Origin of the sequence: Chromobacterium subtsugae (assembly GCF_001676875.1) — a bacterium.
Lineage (GTDB): Bacteria > Pseudomonadota > Gammaproteobacteria > Burkholderiales > Chromobacteriaceae > Chromobacterium > Chromobacterium subtsugae.
Genome location: NZ_JYKA01000005.1, coordinates 21,172 through 44,074 on the forward strand (window position 1 = coordinate 21,172; position 22,903 = coordinate 44,074).

Annotated in this window: 23 protein-coding genes; 12 read left to right on the top strand and 11 right to left on the bottom strand. The window is 65.6% G+C overall.

Annotated features, from left to right (window positions below):
• Positions 1-120: 120 nt before the first annotated feature.
• A complete protein-coding gene (locus MY55_RS07770) occupies positions 121-1,230 on the bottom strand; it encodes a nickel/cobalt efflux protein RcnA (protein ID WP_065202209.1) in 1,110 nt (369 codons plus the stop codon).
• 99 nt (positions 1,231-1,329) lie between these two features.
• Here MY55_RS07770 and MY55_RS07775 point away from each other — a divergent pair, with 99 nt between their 5' ends.
• Positions 1,330-1,605 carry a metal/formaldehyde-sensitive transcriptional repressor gene (locus tag MY55_RS07775; protein ID WP_047238605.1) on the top strand — a complete coding sequence of 92 codons (276 nt, stop codon included), beginning with the start codon at positions 1,330-1,332 and terminating at the stop codon, positions 1,603-1,605.
• A gap of 302 nt (positions 1,606-1,907) precedes the next feature.
• Here MY55_RS07775 and MY55_RS07780 read toward each other — a convergent pair whose 3' ends face one another.
• Positions 1,908-2,321, bottom strand: a complete 414-nt coding sequence (locus MY55_RS07780; RefSeq protein WP_065202210.1) for a hypothetical protein — start codon at positions 2,319-2,321, stop codon at positions 1,908-1,910.
• 144 nt (positions 2,322-2,465) lie between these two features.
• Here MY55_RS07780 and MY55_RS07785 point away from each other — a divergent pair, with 144 nt between their 5' ends.
• A complete protein-coding gene (locus MY55_RS07785) occupies positions 2,466-2,834 on the top strand; it encodes a VOC family protein (protein ID WP_065202211.1) in 369 nt (122 codons plus the stop codon).
• 87 nt (positions 2,835-2,921) lie between these two features.
• Here MY55_RS07785 and MY55_RS07790 read toward each other — a convergent pair whose 3' ends face one another.
• The gene (locus MY55_RS07790) at positions 2,922-3,359 is read right to left on the bottom strand and encodes a MarR family winged helix-turn-helix transcriptional regulator (RefSeq protein ID WP_043577410.1); all 438 of its coding nucleotides are present in this window, start codon (positions 3,357-3,359) and stop codon (positions 2,922-2,924) included.
• A gap of 81 nt (positions 3,360-3,440) precedes the next feature.
• On the opposite strand from MY55_RS07790, the gene MY55_RS07795 reads away from it, so the two are divergent.
• A complete protein-coding gene (locus MY55_RS07795; RefSeq protein ID WP_065202212.1) occupies positions 3,441-4,535 on the top strand; it encodes an FAD-dependent oxidoreductase in 1,095 nt (364 codons plus the stop codon).
• Between the two features lie 11 nt (positions 4,536-4,546).
• On the opposite strand, the gene dsbG is transcribed toward MY55_RS07795, so the two are convergent.
• The 3 genes from dsbG to MY55_RS07810 form a co-directional block, all read right to left on the bottom strand.
• Positions 4,547-5,299, bottom strand: coding sequence for a thiol:disulfide interchange protein DsbG (gene dsbG / locus MY55_RS07800; protein WP_043577406.1), 753 nt, complete (start codon positions 5,297-5,299; stop codon positions 4,547-4,549).
• A 179-nt stretch (positions 5,300-5,478) separates the two neighbouring features.
• Positions 5,479-6,345 carry a pilin gene (locus tag MY55_RS07805; RefSeq protein ID WP_065202213.1) on the bottom strand — a complete coding sequence of 289 codons (867 nt, stop codon included), beginning with the start codon at positions 6,343-6,345 and terminating at the stop codon, positions 5,479-5,481.
• A 23-nt stretch (positions 6,346-6,368) separates the two neighbouring features.
• Positions 6,369-6,923 (bottom strand): thymidine kinase, encoded by a 555-nt coding sequence (locus MY55_RS07810; protein ID WP_043577402.1) that lies wholly within the window; start codon positions 6,921-6,923, stop codon positions 6,369-6,371.
• Positions 6,924-7,178: 255 nt separating this feature from the next.
• On the opposite strand from MY55_RS07810, the gene MY55_RS07815 reads away from it, so the two are divergent.
• Positions 7,179-8,207 carry a dienelactone hydrolase family protein gene (locus MY55_RS07815; protein ID WP_157889275.1) on the top strand — a complete coding sequence of 343 codons (1,029 nt, stop codon included), beginning with the start codon at positions 7,179-7,181 and terminating at the stop codon, positions 8,205-8,207.
• 73 nt (positions 8,208-8,280) lie between these two features.
• Here the strand turns inward: MY55_RS07815 and MY55_RS07820 are convergent, their stop codons facing one another.
• The 3 genes from MY55_RS07820 to MY55_RS07830 all read right to left on the bottom strand — a co-directional run bounded on the left by MY55_RS07820 (position 8,281) and on the right by MY55_RS07830 (position 10,860).
• Positions 8,281-8,970 (bottom strand): nitroreductase family protein, encoded by a 690-nt coding sequence (locus MY55_RS07820; RefSeq protein WP_043577400.1) that lies wholly within the window; start codon positions 8,968-8,970, stop codon positions 8,281-8,283.
• 279 nt (positions 8,971-9,249) lie between these two features.
• Complete coding sequence (locus MY55_RS07825) at positions 9,250-10,098, bottom strand: 23S rRNA (adenine(2030)-N(6))-methyltransferase RlmJ (RefSeq protein ID WP_043577398.1); 849 nt, start codon at positions 10,096-10,098, stop codon at positions 9,250-9,252.
• A gap of 12 nt (positions 10,099-10,110) precedes the next feature.
• On the bottom strand, positions 10,111-10,860 hold the full coding sequence (locus MY55_RS07830) for a tRNA pseudouridine(65) synthase TruC (protein ID WP_065202215.1): 750 nt from the start codon (positions 10,858-10,860) through the stop codon (positions 10,111-10,113).
• A gap of 466 nt (positions 10,861-11,326) precedes the next feature.
• Between MY55_RS07830 and MY55_RS07835 the strand changes: the two genes are divergently transcribed.
• The 6 genes from MY55_RS07835 (at position 11,327) to MY55_RS07860 (ending at position 17,676) form a co-directional block, all read left to right on the top strand.
• Positions 11,327-12,331 (top strand): BMP family lipoprotein, encoded by a 1,005-nt coding sequence (locus MY55_RS07835; protein WP_162837608.1) that lies wholly within the window; start codon positions 11,327-11,329, stop codon positions 12,329-12,331.
• Positions 12,332-12,447: 116 nt separating this feature from the next.
• The gene (locus tag MY55_RS07840; protein ID WP_065202216.1) at positions 12,448-13,977 is read left to right on the top strand and encodes an ABC transporter ATP-binding protein; all 1,530 of its coding nucleotides are present in this window, start codon (positions 12,448-12,450) and stop codon (positions 13,975-13,977) included.
• Positions 13,974-15,068, top strand: a complete 1,095-nt coding sequence (locus MY55_RS07845; protein WP_043577384.1) for an ABC transporter permease — start codon at positions 13,974-13,976, stop codon at positions 15,066-15,068. Before MY55_RS07840 ends, MY55_RS07845 begins: the two co-directional genes overlap by 4 nt.
• A complete protein-coding gene (locus MY55_RS07850; RefSeq protein WP_047236713.1) occupies positions 15,068-16,033 on the top strand; it encodes an ABC transporter permease in 966 nt (321 codons plus the stop codon). The genes MY55_RS07845 and MY55_RS07850 overlap by 1 nt, the downstream gene beginning before the upstream one ends.
• A 111-nt stretch (positions 16,034-16,144) precedes the next feature.
• Positions 16,145-17,338 (top strand): molybdopterin molybdotransferase MoeA, encoded by a 1,194-nt coding sequence (locus MY55_RS07855; protein ID WP_065202217.1) that lies wholly within the window; start codon positions 16,145-16,147, stop codon positions 17,336-17,338.
• Positions 17,335-17,676: a 2Fe-2S iron-sulfur cluster-binding protein gene (locus tag MY55_RS07860; RefSeq protein WP_065202218.1), complete on the top strand. Its 342-nt coding sequence runs from the start codon at positions 17,335-17,337 to the stop codon at positions 17,674-17,676. The genes MY55_RS07855 and MY55_RS07860 overlap by 4 nt, the downstream gene beginning before the upstream one ends.
• A gap of 56 nt (positions 17,677-17,732) precedes the next feature.
• Here the strand turns inward: MY55_RS07860 and MY55_RS07865 are convergent, their stop codons facing one another.
• Together MY55_RS07865 and MY55_RS07870 are read right to left on the bottom strand one after the other, a co-directional pair.
• Entirely contained in the window at positions 17,733-18,824 is a 1,092-nt protein-coding gene (locus tag MY55_RS07865) for an AI-2E family transporter (protein WP_052877954.1), read from the bottom strand.
• A gap of 67 nt (positions 18,825-18,891) precedes the next feature.
• Positions 18,892-20,688, bottom strand: a complete 1,797-nt coding sequence (locus tag MY55_RS07870) for a protein-disulfide reductase DsbD (RefSeq protein WP_065202219.1) — start codon at positions 20,686-20,688, stop codon at positions 18,892-18,894.
• Positions 20,689-20,898: 210 nt separating this feature from the next.
• Here MY55_RS07870 and MY55_RS07875 point away from each other — a divergent pair, with 210 nt between their 5' ends.
• Both MY55_RS07875 and pheA read left to right on the top strand, forming a co-directional pair.
• Positions 20,899-21,699 (top strand): alpha/beta fold hydrolase, encoded by an 801-nt coding sequence (locus tag MY55_RS07875; RefSeq protein ID WP_043577372.1) that lies wholly within the window; start codon positions 20,899-20,901, stop codon positions 21,697-21,699.
• A 98-nt stretch (positions 21,700-21,797) separates the two neighbouring features.
• Positions 21,798-22,871 (top strand): prephenate dehydratase, encoded by a 1,074-nt coding sequence (gene pheA, locus MY55_RS07880; RefSeq protein ID WP_043577369.1) that lies wholly within the window; start codon positions 21,798-21,800, stop codon positions 22,869-22,871.
• Positions 22,872-22,903 lie beyond the last annotated feature (32 nt).

Sequence of the window (22,903 nt, forward strand, 5' to 3'; positions counted from 1 at the left end):
TTGCTTCCAGGGCAACCGTCGCGCGGCGCTTGCTCGCAGGAAGAATATTCTCACCCGATGAATTTTTACCCGGCCGGCATTTTTGCGCAAGGAGCGGCCGCGGCGGCTCGCTCCAGCGGCTCAGGGCAAAGCCGCCCAGCCATGGCAGCCCACATACAGGCCCACCAGCGCGATCAGGCCGCCGGAGAAATAAGGCGCCTTGCGCGCGAAATCGCCGAATCCGCTCCAGCGCCGGGACACGTGCTTGACGCTGACGGCGGCCAGCACGCCGGACGCCACCATGGTCAGCGCCAATCCTATGCCGAAACACAGCACCAGCGTCGCGCCCAGCGCCACTTTCTTCAGCTGCAGGCATAGCAGCAATACGGTGATGGAAGCTGGGCAGGGAATCAGCCCGCCGGTCAGGCCGAACATCACGATCTGGCCGGTGGTGACGTCGCTGTTGGCGAAGCGGCGGCGAATGTCGTTGGCGTGGGCCAGTTCGTGCGGGTCCTGATAGCCATCTGTCAAAGCTTCCAGCGCAGCCGCATTGGCCGGCGCCGGATGGCCATGCTCGGCGAAGGCCACGTCGTAGTCGTGGCTGTGATGGCCGTAGCCCAGGCTGAGCCGGGCCATGAACTGGTGCGGTTCGGGGATGGCTTGCTCGGATTCGATAAAGCCGTCGCGTTGGACAAAGGCGAAGCGCTGGCGGCTGCCGTCCGGCCGTTCCGTTTCAACCCAGGCCTGCTCCGCCGGCCAGCCGTGGCCGCGCTTGGCTTCGTCATGCAAGCGGAAGCGCGGCGGCGCGCCATCTTCGAATATCTCTAATCGTACCGTGCCGTGGCCAGTGTCTATGATCCGGCTTTCATCATGCGGGTGCGCATGGCGGTGCCCATGTTGATGTTCGGCGCGCAGATTGCGCCAAGTGCGCCAGACCATCCAGCCCGCCACCGCGACGATCAGCGCCGCCGAAGCCAGCTGGAAATAGGGCTCGGCCTTTTCCATATTCCAGTTGCGGCCGAAATACAGCCCGGCCATCGCCACGGCCCACACCACTGCGGTATGGGACAGGGTAGCCGACAAGCCCAGCAGCACGGCCTGTTTCACCGTGCCGCGCACCGCCACGATGAAGGCGGCCATCATGGTTTTGGAATGGCCTGGCTCCAGGCCGTGCAGGGCGCCCAGCAGGATGGCGCTGGGGATGAACAGCCAGGCATTGCCTTGCTGCAGCAGGGAAGAAAATTCGGTCATGGGGCGCGCTTTCGGCATGTGTATGCGGCGCAGTATACTGCCCCCCAGTATAAATATGCTACCCTCCAGTATATTCCCCAAGATTCAGGCAGAGACGGCATGGCGCATACGATACGAGACAAGGCCAAGTTGCTGGCGCGGGTGCGGCGCATCCAGGGGCAGGCCGCCGCGTTGGAAAAGCGGCTGGATGCGGGCGATGAGGATTGCGGCGCGGTGCTGCAGCAAATCGCCGCCATTCGCGGCGCGGTGAACGGTCTGATGGCGGCGGTGATAGAAGGCCACCTGTCCGAGCATCTGGTGAACGAGCCGGAGCAGGCGCAAAGGCAGCGCGATCTGGACGCGGTGCTGCAGGTGCTCAAGTCGTATCTGAAATAGCTGGGGGCTGCGCGCGCCAGCTTGCATGCGGCGCGCTTGCTCCTGCTGGAGATTTTTGATGGTAAAGGGAACATAGGGCGGCTGCGGCGATGCTGCCAATCTGTCCGAAGATTGCGCGCGCTTGTTGGCGATGCCTTGTCCCTGGGCCGGCGAAGCCGGACAGGAACAGCAGGCCGTTGTATTTGACAGCGTGAACATAAGGGTAGGCAGACTGGTCCAGCGCGGCGTGATTGTTTCTTTCAATCCGCATCTGAGGCGTTCTTTGCGGCGTGCTGGATCGGGGTGGCGGATAGCCATGCATCTCAGCCTGGGGCGCGGCCTGGCCGGGCAATGGAGGCAAGCGGCCAATGCCGGGACAGCCAGTTCTGGAGCGTTGCCAGCGTCTGCTCTTCTTGCAAGGGATTGTCGCCGAGGCTCAACCACAAGAAGGCTTGCGCTTGAAAGCTTTGCTTGCGCCAGTCGTTTTCCAAACGGGACTTGATTGGTTTCAAATACAGGCACCCCAGATAGTGTTTGCCGTCCGGAGTCAGCAGGCAATAGGCAAAGGCCTGGCGCTGTTCGAACTCCGCAAGGTGGCGGCGCAGGTCGGCCAGGTTTTCGTCAAAGCTGATATCGGTAGGTGGCCAGTGATTTTGCGGGCCGAACACATGGCGGATGGCATTGGCGCTGCGGCATACCGCTTGATGGTCGGCTTTGGCATGGTCGGGGCTTAGCATCTCCAGCCTGAAATGGGGGAAGCAAGCTTGGCGGGGCGGGGTGAAGGTCGATGGCTTGAATGCTACTGACAAAAACTGACAGCAGGCTGGCTTAGCATGACTGCATGCCGAAGCGATTTCGGCGCTCACCCAAGGAGAACAGCCATGCAACACCCCGACTTCGTGATTTTGTACGTGGACCAGCCGATGCGCAGCGCAGATTTCTATTCGCGGCTGTTTGATCTGCAGCCGATCCAGCTGTCGCCCACCTTTGCGATGTTCAAGTTCGCGTCCGGCATGCGGCTGGGCTTGTGGTCGCGCCACACGGCGGAGCCTGCCGCCGAGATGATGGGCGGAGGCGGGGAAGTGGTCGTGCGGCTGGAGGATTTCGCCGCGCTGGATGCTTGCCTCGCCGATTGGCGCGCGCAGGGGCTGCGCATTGTGCAACCCATCACGGATATGGATTTTGGCCGCACCTTCACGGCGCTGGACCCGGATAGCCACCGGCTGAGAGCCTACGTGCGGACGGAGTGAAAACGAGCGGTTTGGGCCGGTCGCTTGTCTATTGTCCCGCAGACGTTGGCAGTTTGGCGCGGATGCGGGCGGAGGGTTCGGGCGGCGTCAGGGCGCGTCGCCCAGATTGGCGCAGACGCGTTGCAGCAAGCTGGCCAGAACCGCTTCTTCTTCGCGGCTGAAGCCCGCCAGCGCCCTGGCGTTGCCGGCCGCCATCGCAGGAATCGCCTGCGCCAGGCGTTCCCGTCCCAGCGCGGTGGCTTCCACGATTTGCGCGCGTTTGCCGGCGGCGGAGGGGCGGCGCAGGATCAGCTGGTCGCGCTCCAGCCTGGCCAGCGTCTGCGCCATCGATGGCTGCTCCACCTGCAGCAGGCGGGCCAGTTCCGCCTGGGTGGCGGCTTCGCCGTTTTTCAGCGCCGTCAGCACCGGCAGGCTGGCCATGCCCAGGCCCAGCGGCCGCAGTTGCGCCTCTGCATGGCGCGTCAGCGCATGCGCAGCACGCTTGATCAGCCAGGAGGGGACGGTGCGCAATTCGGTCTTCAGCATGGGAGGATTTCGGCTATTTGCATAGGTGCCTATTATATGTAAGCATAGGTGCCTATGTAAATAATCGTCTGGAGATTCGTCATGCCGCTTCCTTCTGGCGTCGCCATTGTCGGCGCGGGGCCCGCCGGCCTGTTGCTGGCCCGCGGCTTGCTTCTGCGCGGCATTCCGTTCACCTTGTTCGATCGCGACGCCTCGGCGGCCAGCCGGCCGCAGGGCGGCATGTTGGACCTGCACCCGGACACCGGCCAGCAGGCGTTGCGCAGCGTCGGCCTGTTCGAATCCTTCCTGCGGATCGCCCGCTATGAAGACCAGGGCATGCGGGTGTTCGACCGGGATGGCCGTCTGTTGATGGAAAAGGGCGCGGAGGGCGGCGACTGCCCTGAAGTGGACCGGGGACCGCTGCGCGACATGCTGCTGGATGCGTTGCCGGCTGGCTGCGTCCGTTGGGGCCATGCCTTGCGCGAAGCGGAGGCGCTGCCGGGCGGCGGCTTCGAGCTGCGCTTCGGCAACGGCGCGGCGCGCCGTTTTGACTTCGTGGTCGGCGCCGACGGCGCCTGGTCGCGGGTGCGGCCCTTATTGTCCCGCGCCGAGCCGATCTACGCAGGCTTGGTGTACCACGAACTGTCCATCTCCGACATCGACGCGGCGCATCCCGAGCTGTCCGCCTTGGTCGGCCGCGGCACGCTGGTGGCCAAGGGCGGCGGCAAGACGCTGTTCGCGCAGCGCAACGCCAACGCGCAAGTGCGGGTCTACGCGGTTTTGCGCCAGGCGCTGGCGGCGGACGGCCGGCGCGCCGCGCCGGCAAGCAAGGCGGAGTTGCTGGCGGCGTTCGCTGATTGGGATAGCAGCCTGCGGCGCTTGATCCAGGCGGCAGACGAGCCGGCGCGGCCGTGGCCCATCCATGCGCTGCCGGTGGGTCATCGCTGGAAGGGGCGCGACGACGTCACGCTGATAGGCGATGCCGCCCATTTGATGGCGCCGGCCGGCGAGGGCGCGAACCTGGCCTTGCGGGACGCTTGCGACCTGGCCGCCGCGCTGGGGCGCGACGATTGGCGCGCGGCGTTGCGCAGCCATGAGGCGCGGATGTTCGCGCGGGCGGAGCTTGCCGCGGCGCGCGCGCAGCGGATGCTGGCCGAGGGCGCGGCGGGCGATGGGCGGTTGCGCGAGGTGTCCTGACGCCGCGCCGGCTATTCGCCGTTCATGATCTTGGCCAGACTGGCCGGCGACGGCGCGCCTTGGGCCTTGCGCAGCGCGCCTGTTGCGTCGAGGTAGAAAATGGCGGGGGTGGAGAAGGCGCCGAAGCGCTCCATCAATTGGTGATTGGCGGCCAGTTTGTCGGCGGCGGCGCGCGGCGGGCGGGCCAGCGGCTGGATGCCGCCGCCGGGCTGCCGCTCGTGGCGCGCGAGCGCCGCCTCCGGGTCGGCGTCGGCCAGCAGCGCCATCGCCTTGCCGGGGCTGTCGGCTTCCAGGATGCCCACCAGGATGTGGCGCAGCTGCACCTTGCCGGCGTCCACCCAAGGGCGGGCGTCGCGCCAGAACTGGCTGCAATAGGGGCAGTTCGGGTCGGTGAAGACGTAGACCGCGCGCGGCGCTTTGGCGTCGCCGTCCGCTATCCAGGCGCTGTTTTCCAGTTGCCGCAGCATCGCCGCGCCAAACTGCCGGTCCAGCCCGGCCTGGTTCCATTTGTCGCCGCGCGCGTCGGTGATGGCGCCGGCGATGGCGTGTTGGCCGTCCGGGGTCAGATAGACGGTTTGCGGCCGGCTCAGGTAGAGCGCGGCATAGCCGGTGAGGCCGCCGGGCGCTTCGAAACTGTCCAGAATCTCGTAGCCTTGTTGCGCCAGCGCCTGGATGGGCGCCGGCAGCGAAGCGGCGGGGGCTGCCTGCAGGCCGCAGGGCAGGGCCAGCAGCCATGGCAGGCAGCGTTTGCCCAGTGAATTCATCAGTTGCCTCTTGTTGCCGCGCGCGCTGCGGCACTTTGCCGTCGTCAGCGCTGGGGTTGGCGATCGCGCAAGCGCCGAGGTGGATGGGCTTCGGCCCAGCCTTCGCGGCGCGGGATCCAGATGGACAGCGTTTGCGGGCTTATGTTCCGGCGGCTTGGCGCCGAAAGGGACGCGCTTGGCTAGCGCGCGGCATCTGGCCGGCGGCAGGCGTCGGGCAGGGCGGCATCCGGCAGGGTGCTGCTGCAAACCCAGCGGATTCGGCCCTGGGCATCCGGCACCGGGGCGAGCACCAAGGTGTTGACCTTGTTTCTCGGCAGCGACATAGATAGGGTGAGCGCGCCGCTTTGCTTGTCGTATGCTGCCGCGCGCACGGATTCGGGTTGCGCGCCGGCCGTGTAGCCGCTGTCCGCCAGGGTTGAGGGCAAGGCGCGGCGCTGGCTGTAATACCGGCCTATCGCTTCCTGATAGCCCTGGTTGGCGCTCAGCGCGTCGGCAACCTGGGCGCGGATGGCGTAGTTCTGATAAGCGGGGATGGCGGTTGCGGCAAGCAGGCCCGCGCCAAACAACGCGGCCATGACGATGGCGATGGCTGGCGCGATCCGGCTGACTCCGCCGCTTTTCGCCAGCCACGCCAGGCGAGCGTCCAGATTCGGCCCGGCCTTTTGCGCGCTGAGGCGTATCTTGGCTTGGCAACGCCGGTAGTAAAAGGCGTCTGCGCAGAGCGGCGGCAACAGCAGCATGCCTGCCATGAAGGCTAGATACAGCAGGGAAAGGAAGCCGCTGGCCTTGGCGCCCGCCAGCGCGGACAGCAGGCCAATCGCCAGCAGGAAGAGTCCGGGCAGCAGATAGTAGATCAGCGCGGGCAGCCACTGCTTGCGGTACAGCAGCCAGAAGAAGGTGATGAACAGATTGGGCCAATGCCAGCCGGCCCCAGGCTTGCCTTGGCTATCGAATCGCAGAAAACGCGCCAGGTAATATTCCTGCCGCTGGGGGCCGATGGCGGCGCGGTACAGCTGCTCGCGTTCGGCTTCGTTGAAGTTTTGCATGGGCGTTCTCAGGCGGCTTGGCGTCAGGCTTTGTGGAAGCAGCGGCCGCACACGGCGCGGTAGCGCGCTTCGCCGCCGATTTCCACTTGCGGGCCTTCCTTCACCCGTTGGCCCGCGCCGTCGATGCGGATATGCATCGTCGCCTTGCGGCCGCAATGGCAGATGGTCTTGATCTCCTCCACGTCGTCGGCCAGAGACAGCAGCCAGGCGGAACCGGGAAAGGGGTGTCCCTGGAAGTCGGTGCGCAGCCCGAAGCAAATCACCGGAATGTTGCGGGAGTGGGCGAGCCGGTGCAGCTGCTGCGCCTGCTCGGGCGTCATGAATTGCGCTTCGTCGATCAGCACGCAGGCGGTGTCGCCGTAATCGTGGGCCAGGAAATCGAAACCGGCGTCGAAAGTGTTGGACTCGCGCTGGATGTTCAGCCGCGAGGTGATCATGCCCACGCCGTAGCGGTCGTCGATGGCGCTGGTGTACAGCGCCACTTTCTTGTCCATCGACTCGTAATTGTTGGCGATTTGCAGCAGCTGGGTGCTTTTGCCGCTGTTCATCGCGGCGTAGCGAAAGAATAGTTTGGCCATGCGGGGTGCGGAAACGGGTGCCGGGGCGCGCAGCATACCATGACGGACCCGGCTTGTGAGGCCCGGCAAAGTGGCGGGCGGACGCGTTTTTGCTTCCCGCTCCACATTTGTTGATGAGTTTTCGCTTCCGCGCGGTTCATCTGCAATGGAAAGACCGCAATATGACTCGGCAAAACTTCACGCTTGCCGCGCCGCATCTTGCGGTCAATGCGTATTTTTCAATTGGGCGTTTACGGAACAAGGGGGTTATCGATCGTGTCAGCCATCTTGAGTCGAGTTTGCTTCATTGGATGGATCGCCTGCTTTGTCGGGAGCGGCGCTGCCCGCGCCTCCGCCATCACGGTAAGCGCCGCGCCGGTTTCGAGCTTGGCCGATGGCCGCGCCGGCGCCTTCGCGTTCGAATCGGTCACGCCGGGGCAGATCATCGATTTCGTCAAGCGCGCGCCAGCGGACAAGGCGGTGGTGACCGGCATGCTGTCATTGCCGCGGCAGGCGCAAGGCCCGGTTCCCGCCGTCGTGATCCTCCATGGCAGCCTCGGCATCAATCCGGGGGAGTGGATGTGGGCCAAGCGGATGAACGAGCTGGGCTACGCCAGCTTCGTCGTCGACAGCTTCTCCGGACGGCATATCGCGGAGACGGAAAAAGACCAGACGCGGCTGTCGATGGCGGCGGATATCGCGGACGGCTATGCCGCTTTGCGCCTGCTGGCCACGCATCCGGCGATCGACCCCAAGCGCATCGCCGTGATGGGATTTTCGCGCGGCGGCGTCGCCGCGCTTTATTCGTCGTTGGAGCCATTCCGAAAGGGCGTCATCGATGACGATGTGCGCTTCGCCGCGCATGTCGCGTTCTACCCCAGCTGCGGCATCCACTATGCGGCGAATCATCTGGATGGCGCGCCTGTCCTGATGCTGCTTGGCGGCAAGGACGACTACACGCCCGCCGCGCCTTGCCTCGACTATGCCGATGCTTTGAAGGCCAAGGGCGCGCAGGTGACGGTGAAAGTGTATCCCGACGCCTACCATGCCTTCGACCGGTTCACGCCGCTGCGCGCCGTTTCTAGCGCGACCAGCGCCAGGTTGTGCCATGGCGAATATGACCTGGATTCGGGCCGGTTCACCATGGCCGGCAGCGCTGGCGTCGTGTCTGGAGGCGAGGCGAAGATCGCTGCGCAGGCATGCCTGAGCCGGGGCGTCACCATAGGCGGAGACCCCGTCGGGCGCGAGCAATCGCCGGCGCTGGTCGCCGACTTTCTGAAGTCGGTGTTCGCGAAGGATAGATAGGAGAGGGCGGGCGGCCGCACGGGCTCGCCCGCCGCTTGCGTGTTTTTCCCTGTTCGACTTGGCGAGTGCGGCCTTAGAAGAAGCTGGCGATCTCCTCCAGCGGTTTCTTGCCGATATTGGGGACCATGCAATCGTCCGCCGGGTAGCCGGCCACCAGCAGGATGTAGGGCTTTTCGTGGGCGGGGCGGTCCAGCAACTGATTGAGGAAGTTCATCGGACTGGGCGTGTGGGTGAGGGTGGCCAGGCCAGCGTGGTGCAGGGCGGCGATCAGGAAGCCGGCGGCAATGGAAACGGACTCCGGCACGTAGTAGTTCTTGATCTCGCTGCCGTCCTCCAGCACGGTTTTCTTCTGGCCGAAGATGGCGATCAGGTATGGCGCGGTTTCCAGAAAAGGTTTGTCTGAATCCGTGCCCAGCGGCGCCAGAGCGTCCTTCCATTCCTGCGGCGCGCGGTGTGTATAAAATTCGCGCTCCTCGGCTTCGGCCCCTTCGCGTATCTGCCGTTTCCGTTCCGGGTCGCTGACGACGGCGAAATGCCAGGGCTGGTGATTGGCGCCGGAGGGCGCGGTGCCGGCGGCGCGCAGCGCGTTTTCTATCACTTCGCGCGGCACGGGCTGGCTGGTGAATTCGCGCACGGTCTTGCGGCGGCGGATGTCGGCGTAGAAGGCGCGGGAGCGCTCCACCATTTCCGTTTCCGGGTAGCGCTGAAAGGTGGAGAGCGGGATGAAGGCCGGTTGGCCCTGGTTGAACGGCAGTTTGCTCATGACGGCTCCTTTGGGCGGGATTTGCCGGCGGCATGGCCTTCCATGCTGTTGCGGCGCCGACGCATGGATGATTTCTCTGCGGCCATGCGATGGAATGGCAGCGGCTTTCATTGTAATGCAATCGGCATTATGCATTTGAAAAGCCGCTTGTCATGTAATTTTATTTCAAGTAAAGATACTTGATATGGAATTATCTCGCCGGGAGGGTGGGGAGGCGCTGGCAGGGCGGTAGGCGCAAAAAAAGCGCCCGATTGGGCGCTTGCGGCGTGGCGGAAGGTTTTACAGATCGCCGCCGGTTTCCAGGATGAAGCTGGCTTTGGCGTCTTGGCCCAGATGCTGCGCCAGGTAGGGCAGCACTTCGTTCAGCGTCTTGGGCAGCGTCCATGGCGCATTCAGGATGAACATGCCGCTGCCGTGCATGCCGAAACCGTCGGCGGACGGGCCTTGCACGTGCAATTCGGCGCGCAGCCAGTTCTTGGCCGGCAGCTTTTTCAGCGCCGGGATCATTTCCTTCATTTCCGCGCGCTGCAGGCAGGGGTACCACACCGCGTAGACGCCGGTGGCGAAGCGCTTCAGGCCTTCCTTCAGCGCGGTGTTCACGTTCTGGTAATCGCGTTTGTCTTCATAGGGCGGGTCGATCAGCACCAGCGCCCGGCGCGGCGGCGGCGGCAGGATGGCCTTGATGCCTTCGAAGCCGTTGGCCTGCTGGATCTGCACCCGGCGGCCGCTGCCTTCGAAGTTTTGCTGCAGCAGCTGCGCGTCGGTGGGGTGTAGCTCGAACAGGCGCAATTTGTCGCTTTCCGGCATCACATCGGCCGCGCACCACGGCGAGCCGGGGTAGAACTTCAGCTCGCCGTCCGGGTTCATCCGCTTGACCACCTCCACGTAGCCGCGCACGGCTTCGGGCAGGTCATCGCGCTGCCACAGCCGGGCAATGCCGCTTTCGAATTCGGCGTTTTTGGTGGCGTAGCCTTCCACCAGCGAATAGGCGCCGGCGCCGGCGTGGGTGTCGATATACCAGTAGGGCTTGTCTTTCTGGCCCAGGTAATTCAGCAGTTCGATCTCGATCAGGTGCTTGAGCACGTCGGCGTGGTTGCCGGCGTGGAAGGCGTGGCGGTAGCTGAGCATTATTGTTTTCTTTCAGATGGTTAGTTCGATTCCGGCGGCGCGCGCGGCATCGGCCCAGCCCAGGCGCGTCAGCAGCGCGGAGAAGTTCTCTTCCAGCGGGCAGTCCAGCCGCAGCGGCTGGCCGGTGACGGGGTGGGTCAGCCGCATTTCCACGCAGGCGAGCAGCATGCGCGCGCAGTCTAGCTGTTCGGCGAACATCCGGTTGTGGCGGCCCTTGCCGTGGGTGGAGTCGCCGATGATGGGGTGGGCGATGTGCTTCAGATGGCGGCGCAGCTGGTGGCGGCGGCCGGTCAGCGGCGCCAGCTCCACCAGGCTGTAGCGGCTGGTGGGGTAGCGCTCCACCGCTATCGGCAGCTCGATGCGGGCCAGCGTGCGGTAGTCGGTCTGGGCCGGCTGCGGCGCGGTTTCCACCTTTTCGCCTATCCACTCCAGATCGTCCGGGCGGCGGCTGAGCGGATGGTCGATATGGCCGGCGTCGTCGGCATGGCCGCGCACCACCGCCAGGTAGCGCTTGGCCACTTGCTGGCGCTCGAACTGCCAGCTCATTTCGCGGCTGGCGTCCTTGTCCAGCGCGAACAGCAGCACGCCCGAGGTGCCCTTGTCCAGCCGGTGCACCGGGTAGACGCGTTGGCCTATCTGGTCGCGCAGCAGCTGGATGGCGAAGCGGGTTTCGTTGCGGTCCAGCACGGTGCGGTGCACCAGCAGGCCGGCGGGTTTCTGGATGGCGATCAGTTGATCGTCCCGATAGAGTATCTGCAGCATGGGAATGACGGGTGTGGCCAGGCCGGGATTGTAGGGCTTGCGCGCCGCTTTGGGTATAGCCGGTTTGCTTTGCGTCCGATCAATTCAAACAAGAATGGCCATGATTTGAAAGCGATGCGAAAACCATCAAGGCCCGCCCCGCCTGGCTTGCGGGCGGATAGGGTCGGCCGGGGCGGGAAATGATTGCGACACGGTATTTCAAAGTCGAGAGGAAATGGTTTACAGCCCGGTTAACGGTCATTACAATTCGCCGCGCTCAGAAGAACGACGAAAGTGGTGTCTGCAGCCGGTTTTTGCATTGCGCAGGGAGCGGTTCAGGCCGCTTCGGCACAGCTGAGGCTGTAGTCCGGCGGTTACATGCCGTCTGCAATTTCAGCTGTCACCATTTCAAGTCCAGCGCTGCGGCACACTGCGCGCCCGCATGGCCCGTGTGCGCGTTGACCAACTAACTCCAAGAGTTATAGAGATGACAATTCAATTGAAACGTATCAGCTTTGCAGTTGCCGCCGCGGTTCTGTCGGCAGCGGCTTGCGCCAAGGACTTCACTCCCGCCGTGATTTACGATTCGGCCGGCAAGTTTGACAAGAGCTTCAGCGAAGCCGCCTACAACGGCGCCGAGCGTTTCAAGAAAGACTTCAAGGTCAACTACCGCGACGGCCAGATCTCGTCCGACGCGCAAAAAGAACAGCTGCTGCGCAAGATGGCCGGCAGCGGCGCCGACGTGGTGGTCGCCGTAGGCTTCAACTTCTCCCAGGCCGTGGAAACCGTGGCCAAGGAATTCCCCAAGGTCAAGTTCACCCTGATCGACGCCGTGGCCAAGGGCCCGAACGTGCAGAGCATCGTGTTCAAGGAACAAGAGGGCTCCTTCCTGGTGGGCATGGCCGCCGCGCTGAAGTCCAAGACCGGCAAAGTGGGCTACATCGGCGGCATGGACATCCCGATGATCCGCGCCTTCGGCTGCGGCTACGCCCAGGGCGCCAAGTACGCCAACAAGAACGTGGCTGTGCTGCAGAACATGACCGGCACCACCCCGCAGGCCTTCAACGACCCGGCGCGCGGCACCGAACTGGCCAAGAGCCAATTCGACCGCGGCGCCGACGTGATCTTCGTCGCTGCCGGCGGCACCGGCATGGGCGTGCTGCAGGCCGCCAAGAACGCCGGCAAGTTCTCCATCGGCGTGGACAGCAACCAGAACTACCTGTTCCCGGGCTCGGTGCTGACCTCGATGGTGAAAAAAGTGGACGTGGCCGTCTACAACACCTTCAAGGACGCCAAGGACGGCTCCTGGAAATCCGGCGTGCGCGTGCTGGGCCTGAAGGAGCAAGCCGTGGATTGGGCGCTGGACAAGAACAACCGTCCGCAGATCACGCCTGACATGGAAAAGAAGATCGCCGCCGCCAAGGCCGAGATCATCAGCGGCAAGATCAAGGTTGTCGATTACCGCGCCAACAACAGCTGCCCGGTACAATAATAAAGGCAGTGACATCCCCGGCCGGTGGCGGGGACGCAGCCGCGATGAGTTTCTCGTCGCGGCTGTTTGTTCATGCCGGGGGGTGGATTTGAATGAAGATCGGGAACATATAAAGCATGACCGAGTTTGCCATTGAGCTGACAGGCATCAACAAGAGTTTTGGCGCCGTGCAGGCCAACCGCGACGTGACGATGAGCGTGCCCAAGGGCAGCATTCACGGCGTCATCGGCGAAAACGGCGCCGGCAAGTCCACGTTGATGAGCATCTTGTACGGCTATTACCAAGCCGACAGCGGCACCATCCGCGTGAACGGCAAGGATGCGCGCATCCGCAACAGCCAGGAAGCCATCCGTTTGGGAATCGGCATGGTGCATCAGCACTTCATGCTGGTGGACACCTTCACTGTGCTGGAAAACATCGTGCTGGGCGCCGAAGGCGGCCGGCTGCTCAAGGGCGGCATGGACGAGGCCCGCGAGCACCTGAAGGAACTGAACCGCAACTACTCGCTGGAAGTGGACCCGGACGCGGTGGTCGGCGAGCTGGGCGTCGGCCTGCAGCAGCGGGTGGAAATCCTCAAGGCGCTGTACCGCGGCGCCGACGTGCTGATCCTGGACGAGCCGACCGCGGTGCTGACGCCGCAGGAAGCCGACCACCTGTTCCACATCCTGCGCTCGCTCAAAGAGCAGGGCAAGACGGTGATCCTGATCACCCACAAGCTGCGCGAAGTGATGGACAGCACCGACAATGTCAGCGTGATGCGCGCCGGCACCGTGGTGGCCAACGTCCGCACCTGCGACGTGGACAAGGAAAAGCTGGCCGACCTGATGGTGGGCCGCAAGGTGACGCTGAAGGTCGACAAGGCCGAGCGCGCGCCGGGCGCGGTGGTGCTGGACGTCAAGAGCCTGTGCCTGACCGACGAGCGCCAGGTCAAGCTGCTGGACGGCCTGAACTTCCAGGTGAAGGCGGGCGAGATCGTCGGCGTGGCCGGCGTGTCCGGCAACGGCCAGTCCGAATTGCTGGAGGTGCTGGCCGGCATGCGCGCGCCCAGCGCCGGCGTGGTCGCCTACAAGGGCGAAGACCTGCTCAAGCTGCCGTGCAAGCGCGCGCCGCGCGCCGCCGTCTACCGCCGCATGGGCATCAGCCACATTCCGGAAGACCGTTCGCGCGAAGGCCTGGTGAAGAGCTTCTCCACCTACGAGAACGCCATCCTCGGCTATCACGGCGACAAGACGCTGAACAGCGGCCCGCTGTATTCGCGCAAGAAGTTGGTGGAGCGGACCCGCGACTTCATCGCCCAGTTCGACATCCGTCCGGGCAATCCGCTGCTGCGCGTGGGCCTGCTGTCCGGCGGCAATCAGCAAAAAGTGGTGCTGGCGCGCGAAATCCACGCCAACCCCGATCTGCTGCTGATTGGCCAGCCGACGCGAGGCGTCGACATCGGCGCGATCGAATTCATCCACAAGCGGCTGATCGAGCTGCGCGACGAAGGCAAGGCCATCTTGCTGGTGTCGGTGGAACTTGAAGAAATCCTGGCGCTGTCCGACCGCATCCTGGTGATGGCCGGCGGCCAGATCACCGGCGAAGTGGCGGCCAAAGACGCCGACACCATTTCCCTCGGCCTGCTCATGGGGGGGCACAAGCATTGAAATTCGGACAACCATCCACTTTGCCGCGTTGGGCGCAGCTGACCATCCTGCCGGCGCTCAATCTGCTGGCCGCCTTGCTGGTGACGGGCTTCGTCACCTGGATGATTGGCGAAAATCCGTGGGAATGCCTGCAGTTGCTGATACACGGCGCCTTTGGCTACGGCGAGGGCGCCGGCTACACGCTGTTCTACACCACCAGCTACATTTTCGCCGGCCTGGCGGTGGCCACCGCCTTCCACGCGGGGCTGTTCAATATCGGCGGCGAAGGCCAGGCGTATCTCGCTGGCCTGGGCGTGACGCTGGTGATGCTGGGCTTCGACCACACGCTGCCGTCCTATGTGCTGATTCCGCTGGCGGTGCTGGCGGCGATGGGCTTCGGCGCGGCCTGGGCCTACATCCCGGCCTATCTGCAGGCCAAGCGCGGCAGCCACATCGTGGTCACCACCATCATGTTCAACTTCATCGCCTATTCGCTGATGTTGTACCTGATCAGCCACCAGTTGATCGAAGCCGGCTCGCAAAACCCGACCACCCGCCAGTTCGCCGAAACCGGCTGGATTCCGCAGCTGCACACGCTGTTCTCGTCGCTGCCGAATTCGCCGCTGAACCTGACCTTCGTGCTGGCGCTGCTGGCGTCGGCGCTGTTCTACCTGATCGTCTGGCATAGCCGCTGGGGCTTTGAACTGCGCACCGTCGGCACCAACGAGCACGCCGCCGGCTACGCCGGCATGAGCGTCAGCCGCGTCATCATCATCGCCATGTGCGTGTCCGGCGCGCTGGCAGGCCTGTCGTCGGTGAACGATCTGCTGGGCTCCTCGCATCGGATGAACGTGCTGTTCACCAACGGCGTGGGCTTCGTCGGCATCGCCGTGGCGCTGATGGGCCGCAACCACCCGGTGGGCATCATCCTGTCCGCGTTGCTGTTCGGCGCGCTGACCCAGGGCGGCTCCGACCTGTCGTTCGAGAAACCGATGATCACCCGCGAGATGATCCTGTTCATCCAGGGCTTGATCATCCTGTTCTGCGGCGCGCTGGAAAATCTGTTCGAGCCGTTCATCGCCGGCCTGTTCAAGCGCAAGGACAAAAAATAATGGAAATGTTCTTCAGTCTTCTCGACTCCACCGTCCGCGTGGCGACGCCCCTGGTGCTGGCCGCGCTGGCGGGCATGTTCTCCGAGCGCTCCGGCGTGGTGGACATCAGCCTGGAAGGCAAGATGCTGGTGGCGGCCTTCGCTTCCGCCGCCGCCGCCTACGTCACCCACAACCCGTGGCTGGGCCTGCTGGCCGGCATCATGGCCGCGGTGTCGATGGCGATGGTGCATGCCTTCGTCTCCGTCACCTATAACGGCAACCAGCTGATCTCCGGCATGGCGATCAACACCGTAGCTTCCGGCATCACGCCGGTGCTGGGCCTGGCCTGGTTCCAGCAGGGCGGCAACTCGCCGCAGCTGCCGGACGAAGGCCGCTTCCACGAGATCGTGCTGCCGTTCGCCGACGCGCTGCGCGACGTGCCGGTGGTGGGCCTGGTCTACAGCAAGCTGATTTCCGGCCACAGCATTCTGGTCTACCTCACCGTGTTCGTCGTGATTCCGCTGGTGACCTGGGTGCTGTACAAGACCCGTTTCGGCCTGCGCCTGCGCGCGGTGGGCGAAAACCCGCACGCGGCCGACACCGCCGGCATCTCGGTGGCCAAGGTGCGCTACACCGCCTTGTTCTGGGGCGGCGTGCTGTGCGGCATGGCCGGCACCTATCTGTCCGTCTACCAGACCGGCAGCTTCATCAAGGAAATGACCGCCGGCAAGGGCTTCCTGGCGCTGGCGGCGCTGATTTTCGGCAAATGGCGTCCGGTGCCGGCGGTGATCGGCTGCCTGCTGTTCGCCTTCGCCGATGCGATCCAGATTCGTCTGGAAGGCGTGGCGCTGCCGGTGATCGGCCAGATTCCGTCGCAAGCCATCGCGGTGATTCCTTACGTGCTGACCGTGCTGCTGCTGGCAGGCTTCGTCGGCCGGGCGCTGGCGCCGAAGGCCATCGGCGTGCCTTTCGTCAAGTCGCGCTAAGCCGCGAAGCCGCACCCCGAAAAGCCCGCCGGCTTCCTGTTGGCGGGCTTTTCGCATGCTCGCGCGTGCTATGATGGGCGATCGAATCCGATCCGGACGGGACACATTTTCATGTTGAGCTACCAACAGGCGCGCGACTGGCTGCTGGAACGCGCCAGGCCGCTGAGCGCGCGGCAAATCCTTCCCCTGGCGCAAATTCATGGCCGCGTTCTGGCGGAGCCGGTGCGGGCGGCGCTGGACGTGCCGCCGCACGACAACAGCTCGATGGATGGCTATGCGCTGCGTTGCGCCGACTTCGCCGCTGCCATGCCGGTGTCGCAGCGGATCGCCGCCGGCGCGGCGCCGCAGCCGCTGCAACCGGGCAGCGCGGCGCGCATCTTCACCGGCGCGCCGATCCCGCCGGGCGCCGACGCGGTGATCATGCAAGAGCAGGCGCAGCTGGACGCCGACGGTAAGGTGAGATTCGCCGCCGCGCCCCGTCCCGGCCAGAACATCCGGCTGCGCGGCGAGGACATCGCCAACGGCCAGGAAATCCTGCCGGCGGGCCGCCGGCTGACCGCCGCCGATCTGGGGCTGGCGGCTTCCATCGGCCTCGCCGCGCTGCCCGTGCTGCAGCCCTTGCGGGTGGCGGTGTTCCTCACCGGCGACGAGCTGGTCGAGCCCGGCCAGCCGCTGGCCGCCGGGCAGATCTACAATTCCAACCGCTACTGGCTGCTGCCGGCGCTGCGGCAACTGGGCTGCGAAACCATAGACCTGGGCGCGGTGCGCGACGACCTGGACGCCACCCGGCGCCTGCTGCGCGACGCGGCGGCGGCCGCCGACGTGGTGATCACCTGCGGCGGCGTGTCGGTGGGCGAAGAGGATCATGTCAAGGCGGCGGTGGAGGCCGAAGGCGAGTTGACGCTGTGGACGGTGGCGATCAAGCCCGGCAAGCCGCTGGCCTGCGGCCGGATCGGCGACGCCGACTTCATCGGCCTGCCCGGCAATCCGGTGTCCGGCTTCGTCACGCTGCAGACGCTGGTGCGGCCTTTCCTGCAAAAGCGGATGGGTTTGCCGTTGGCGGAGCAGGCGATCCAGCGCTATCCTGCGGCCTTCGCCTGGCCGAAGCCGGACGCGCGGCGCAGCGAGTTTCTGCGCGTGCGCAGGATGCTGACGGACGAGGGCTGGCAGCTGGAGCTGTATCCGCAGCAAAGCTCCGGCGCGCTGACCTCCTGCGCCTGGGCCGACGGCCTGGCCTGGCTGGAACCAGGCCAGACGGTGGCGCCAGGCGACAGCCTGCGCTATTGGGCGCTGGACCTGGCGTGACGCGCATCCGCTTTGTCGGCGAGAGCGGCGCCTTGCTTGGCGAGGCGGACGCGCAGGCGGGCGACAATCTGCTGGACATCGCCCGCCTGGCCGACGTGCCGCTGCACTGGCGCTGCGGCCAGGGCACCTGCGGCACCTGCAAGGTGAAAGTGCTGGCCGGCATGGGCGCGCCGCAGCGGCCGGGGCGCAAGGAGCGCAATGTGTTGCTGCGCGCCGGCGCCATCAGCGAGCAGCTGGCGGGAATGGAAGAGTGGGAGGAGGCTCAGCCTTGGCGGCTGGCTTGCCATCTGGCGCTGGCGGAGAGGGCGGATTGGGAAGTGCTGTGTCCCGATGACTGAGCCGAGCCGCCGCGATGAAAAAAGCCCCCGGGAGGGGGCTTTGTCGTTTTCGGGGCTCAGCCCTGCTCGCCTTCGCAGGCCAGCTCCTCGTTGTCGTCGCGCTCCAGCCAGTGGCGCAGCATGGTCAGGCCCACCGCCAGCAGGGTGGGGCCGATGAACAGGCCGATCACCCCCCAGGCGATCAGGCCGCCGATCACGCCGAGGAAAATCACCGACAGCGGCATCTGCGCGCCCTGGCTGATCAACAGCGGCTTGAGCACGTTGTCTATGGTGTTGATCAGCAAGAAGCCCCAAACCAGCAGGAAGATGCCCATGCCGGTGTGGCCGGTGTAGAACACCCAGCCGGCGGCGGGCAGCCAGACGATCAGCGTCGGCATCTGCGCCACCGCGACGATGAAGCACAGGAAGCCCAGCACCAGCGCGCCGGGCACCCCGGCGATCAGCAGGCCGATCACGCACAGTATGGTTTGCGCCAGCGCGGTGCCCACCACGCCGGTGGTGACGCTGCGTATGGTGCGGGCGATGACTTCCGGCAGGTCGCTGGCGGTTTCGCCGCCCAGCTTCACCACGATGCGCTCCACCAGCTCCCACAGCTTGTCGCCGTTGATCAGCAGCAGGCCTGCCACCACGATGGCCAGCACGATTTCCAGCAGGCTGAGGCCCAGGTTGGCGCCGCCTGACAGCAGCCACAGCGCCGCATCGTTGATGGCGGGGCGAATCTTCTCGAAAAAGCCGGGCAGATCGGCTTGCACGCCTTGCCACATCTTCTGCAGGCTTTCGCCGACCACCGGCAGATTCACCAGCCAGGATGGGGCGTCGGGCAGGCGGAAGCTGGTCAGATCGTGCGCCAGGTTGGCCAGATGGGGCAGGGTGTCGGCCAGCGTCAGCGCCATCAGCCCGATCGGAATGGCCAGCGCGGCGGACAGCGCCAGCACGATCAGCAGCGCGGCCAGCTTGCGGCGGCCCTTCAGGCGCAGGCACAGCCGGCTGTACAGCGGCCAGGCGGAAATGGCGATGATGGCCGCCCAGGTCAGGGCGCCGAGAAAGGGTTGCAGCACCTTGATGCAGGAAATCACCAGCAGGGCCAGGATGGCGATGCGGAACACGCTGAGGATGCTGATGTTGGGAAAACCATTGGCGACGGGCATGGAAGCTTCCGAGGTGGGTAGGCGGAACGAGACGGCCGGCGCCTGAGACGCCGGCCGGAATACGGCGCTAGTTTGCCACCTTGGCCAGCTCCCGGGCAAATGCCTCTGCCGGGGTGTAGCCCACCACGCGGTTGCGTTCGGCCGCTTGCGCGTCGAACAGGATGATGCCCGGCGGGCCGAACAGGCCGAAGCGCTTGAGCAGCGCCTGATGCTCGGGGCTGTTGGCGGTGACGTCGGCGCGCAGCAGCGTGAACCGGCCCAGCTTGGCCGCCACCTGCGCTTGCGGGAAGACCTCGGCCTCCATTTCCTTGCAGGCGATGCACCAGTCGGCGTAGAAGTCCAGCAGCAGCGGCTTGCCCGCGGCCTTGGCCTCGGCTAGCCTGGCGTCCAGCTCGGCGCTGGAATTCACCGGCTGGAAGTTGGCGTGCGGCTGGGCGGCGCCTTCCGCGTTGCTGGCGGCGATCAGCTTGAGCGGGTAGCGCGGATTGTCGGCGCCGGAGAGCAGGCCGACCAGTTGGGCGGCGCCCAGCAGGAACAGCAGCAGACCGAGCGCCTTGCCCAGCCGCGCGCGGCTGCCGGTGCCGGCGGACAGGCTGTCGAACGCGCCGAGGAACACCGCGGCGCCGATCAGCAGCGCCGCCCACAGCAGCATCACCAGCGCGGCCGGCAGGAAGGGGGTGGCCAGCCAGATGGCCAGGCCCAGCATCAGCACGCCGAAGGCCGATTTCACCGCCTTCATCCAGTTGCCGGCGCGCGGCAGCACATGGCCGCCGAAGGTGCCGATGGCGATCAGCGGCAGGCCCAGGCCCAGAGCCATCGCGTACAGCGCCGCGCCGCCCAGCGCCGCATCGCCGGTGCTGCCGATATAGCCCAGCGCCAGCGCCAGCGGCGGCGCGACGCAGGGGCCGATCAGCAGAGCCGACAGCGCGCCCATCAGGAACACGGTGGCGGCCTTGCCGCCGGACAGGCGGTTGGAGGCGTCGTTCAGTCGCGACTGGATGCTGCTGGGGAGCTGGATGGAGAACAGGTCGAACATCGACAGCGCGAACACCACCATCAGCGCGCTGGCGGTCAGCACCACGGCCGGCTGTTGCAGCCAGACGGTGAGCAGCGAGCCGGTGAGGCCGGCCGCCACGCCGACGGCGGTGTAGGTAAGCGCCAGGCCTTGCACGTAGATCAGGGACAGCAGAAAACCGCGGCGGCGGGTAAGTGTGGTGCCCTGGCCGGCAATCAGCGATGAAACGATGGGCAGCAGCGGGTACATGCAGGCGGTGAACGCCATGCCCAAGCCCGCCAGCAAAAAGGTGCCCAGTGTGGGCAGCCACCCTTTGGCTGCCAACTCGCTGTTACCGGCCGACGCTTTTCCCGAGGTGCCGACCTCCGTCCAGGCGCTAAGCTTGTTGCCGGAGCCGCCCGCCTGCCCCACCTTCAGCTTGTGGGTGTAGGGCGGGTAGCAGACGCCGGCCTCGGCGCAGCCTTGCAGCCTGACGTTCAGCTGGAAGTCGGCCGGCGCGCCGGCCGCCAGCGGAATGGCGATGGTCTGCTTGCCGTGGTAGATGACCTGCTTGCCGAAGTAAGGGTCGCTCTTTTCCTGGCCGGCCGGCAGCGCGGGCTTGCCGGTCAGGTCGGCCGGGGCGCTGCTGATGCTGATGCGGTCGCGGTACAGGTAGTAGCCGGGGGCGACATCCAGCGTCAGCTCCAACTGGTCGCCATGGCGGGCGACCTTGGCGGCGAACGCCTGTTCCGGCGGCAGCAGATCATCCTGGTTGACCGCGTGGGCGGGCAGGGCGAAGCTCAGACAGGCGAGCAGCGCCGCCAGCCATTGCCAGGCGGTTCGGTAGGTGGAATATAGGTATGCTTGCACTTGCAGACTCTTCTGGGGGTTGGCGATGAGGGTGTGACGACGCGGACGGAAGACGGTTCCGTTTTTATGCGGCGTGATGCAATATGCATCAAATCACGCGATCCGGCAAACCGGAAGGTCTGCGGGTTCAGCGGCTAGTATATCCGGGCCGGACGGCGGCAGGCAGCCGCCGGCTTGTGAAAAATAAGAATGAGGTTATCAGAGGGGCTTATGCGGGAAACCATACACTTCGCCCACGCCAACAGTTTTCCGGCGTCGGTGTATCGCAAGCTGCTGGGGCGGCTGGCCGAACGCCACCACGTCGGCTATCTCGACACCATCGGGCATGATCCGGCCTACCCGGTCACCGATTGCTGGCCGCGGCTGGTGGAGGAGAGCATCCGCTTCATCGAGTCGAACTACGCCGGCCCGGTGGTCGGCGTCGGGCATTCGCTGGGCGGCTTTCTGATGTTTTACGCCGCCTTGAAGCGGCCGGAGCTGTTCCGCGCCATCATCATCATGGATTCGCCGCTGATGGGGCCGTCGCGCTCCTTCGGCATCTGGCTGGCCAAGCGGCTGGGCTTCATCCAGCGGGTGACGCCGGGCGGCAACACGCTGAAGCGGCGCGACAACTGGGCGTCGGTGGAGATGGTGCGCGATTACTTCGCCCGCAAGCCGGCGTTCGCCCGTTTCGACCCGGAGTGCCTGGCCGACTACGCCGAACTCGGCACCCAGGACGACGGCCGCGGCGGGCGGCGGCTGAAATTCCGCCCGCAGGTGGAGCATGACATCTACGCCACCTTGCCGCACGATTTCCCCCGCCATCGCGGCCGGCTCAAGGTGCCGGCGGCTTTTTTAGCCGGCGCCGGCTCCGACGTGCTGGGCGAATCCGACCTGCGCTTCATGCGCAGGCATTTCCCGATGCGGGTGGAAACCCAGCGGGGCAGCCACCTGTTTCCGCTGGAACACCCGCTAGAGACGGCCGACCGCATCCTGCAGCTGCTGGAGCAACTGGCGCCGCGCCAGCCGTGAGAGCCGGTCTTTTGCGCCAGGTGCTTGCGAGCGGCGGCCATCTCGCGGAAACTTAGCCTATCGAAAGGCCAGTTTGTCATCGTGAAAGACGGGAACCCGTGTCGGAATCACTACTCAAGCAACACCGCGACGCCATCGACGCCATCGACGTCGAAATCCTCACCCTGCTGAACCAGCGCGCCAGCCATGCCCGCGAGATCGGCGAGATCAAGGGCGGCGGCATCATCTACCGTCCGGAGCGCGAGGCGCAAGTGCTGCGCCGGCTCAAGGATCTCAACCCCGGTCCGCTGCCGAGCGAGTCCATCGCCCGCCTGTTCCGCGAAGTGATGTCGGAATGCCTGGCGCTGGAAAAGCCGCTGTCCATCGCCTATCTGGGGCCGGAGGGCACCTTCAGCCAGCTGGCCACGGTCAAGCACTTCGGCCATGCCGCCCGCGCCGTCGCCTGTGCTTCCATCGACGAAGCCTTCCGCCTGGTGGAGTCGCGCGCGCTGGATTACGTGGTGGCGCCGGTGGAAAACTCCACCGAGGGCGCGGTCGGCCGCACGCTGGACCTGATGGTCAGCTCGCCGCTGAAGATTTGCGGCGAAGTGGTGCTGCGCATCCATCACCATCTGCTGCGTAGCGCGGAGGGGTTTGACGGCATCCGCCGCGTCTACGCCCATGCCCAGGCGCTGGCGCAATGCCACGAGTGGCTGAACAAGAACCTGCCGGCCGATGTCGAACGGGTGTCGGTCGCCAGCAATGCCGAGGCGGCGCGGCTGGCTTCGGAAGATGCCTCCGCTGCCGCCATCGCCGGCCAGGCCGCCGCCGAGCGTTACGCGCTGCTGAAACTGGCGGAAAACGTAGAGGACGAGCCCAACAACACCACCCGTTTCCTGGTGCTGGGCCTGCAGGATGTCGGCGTCACCGGCCAGGACAAGACTTCGGTCGTGGTGTCCGCCCCCAACCGCCCGGGCGCGGTGCACCAGTTGCTGGAGCCGGTGGCCGCCAATGGCGTGTCGATGAGCAAGTTCGAGTCGCGGCCATCGCGCGCGGGACTGTGGGACTATGTGTTCTTCATCGACCTGGAAGGCCATCGTCAAGACGAGCGGGTGCAAAAAGCGCTGGCTGGCCTGGGCGAGCGCACCTCCTTCGTCAAGGTGCTGGGCTCCTATCCGGCTGCGGTGTTGTGAGGCTTTAAGACTCCAACGGGGCCGGAACTGTC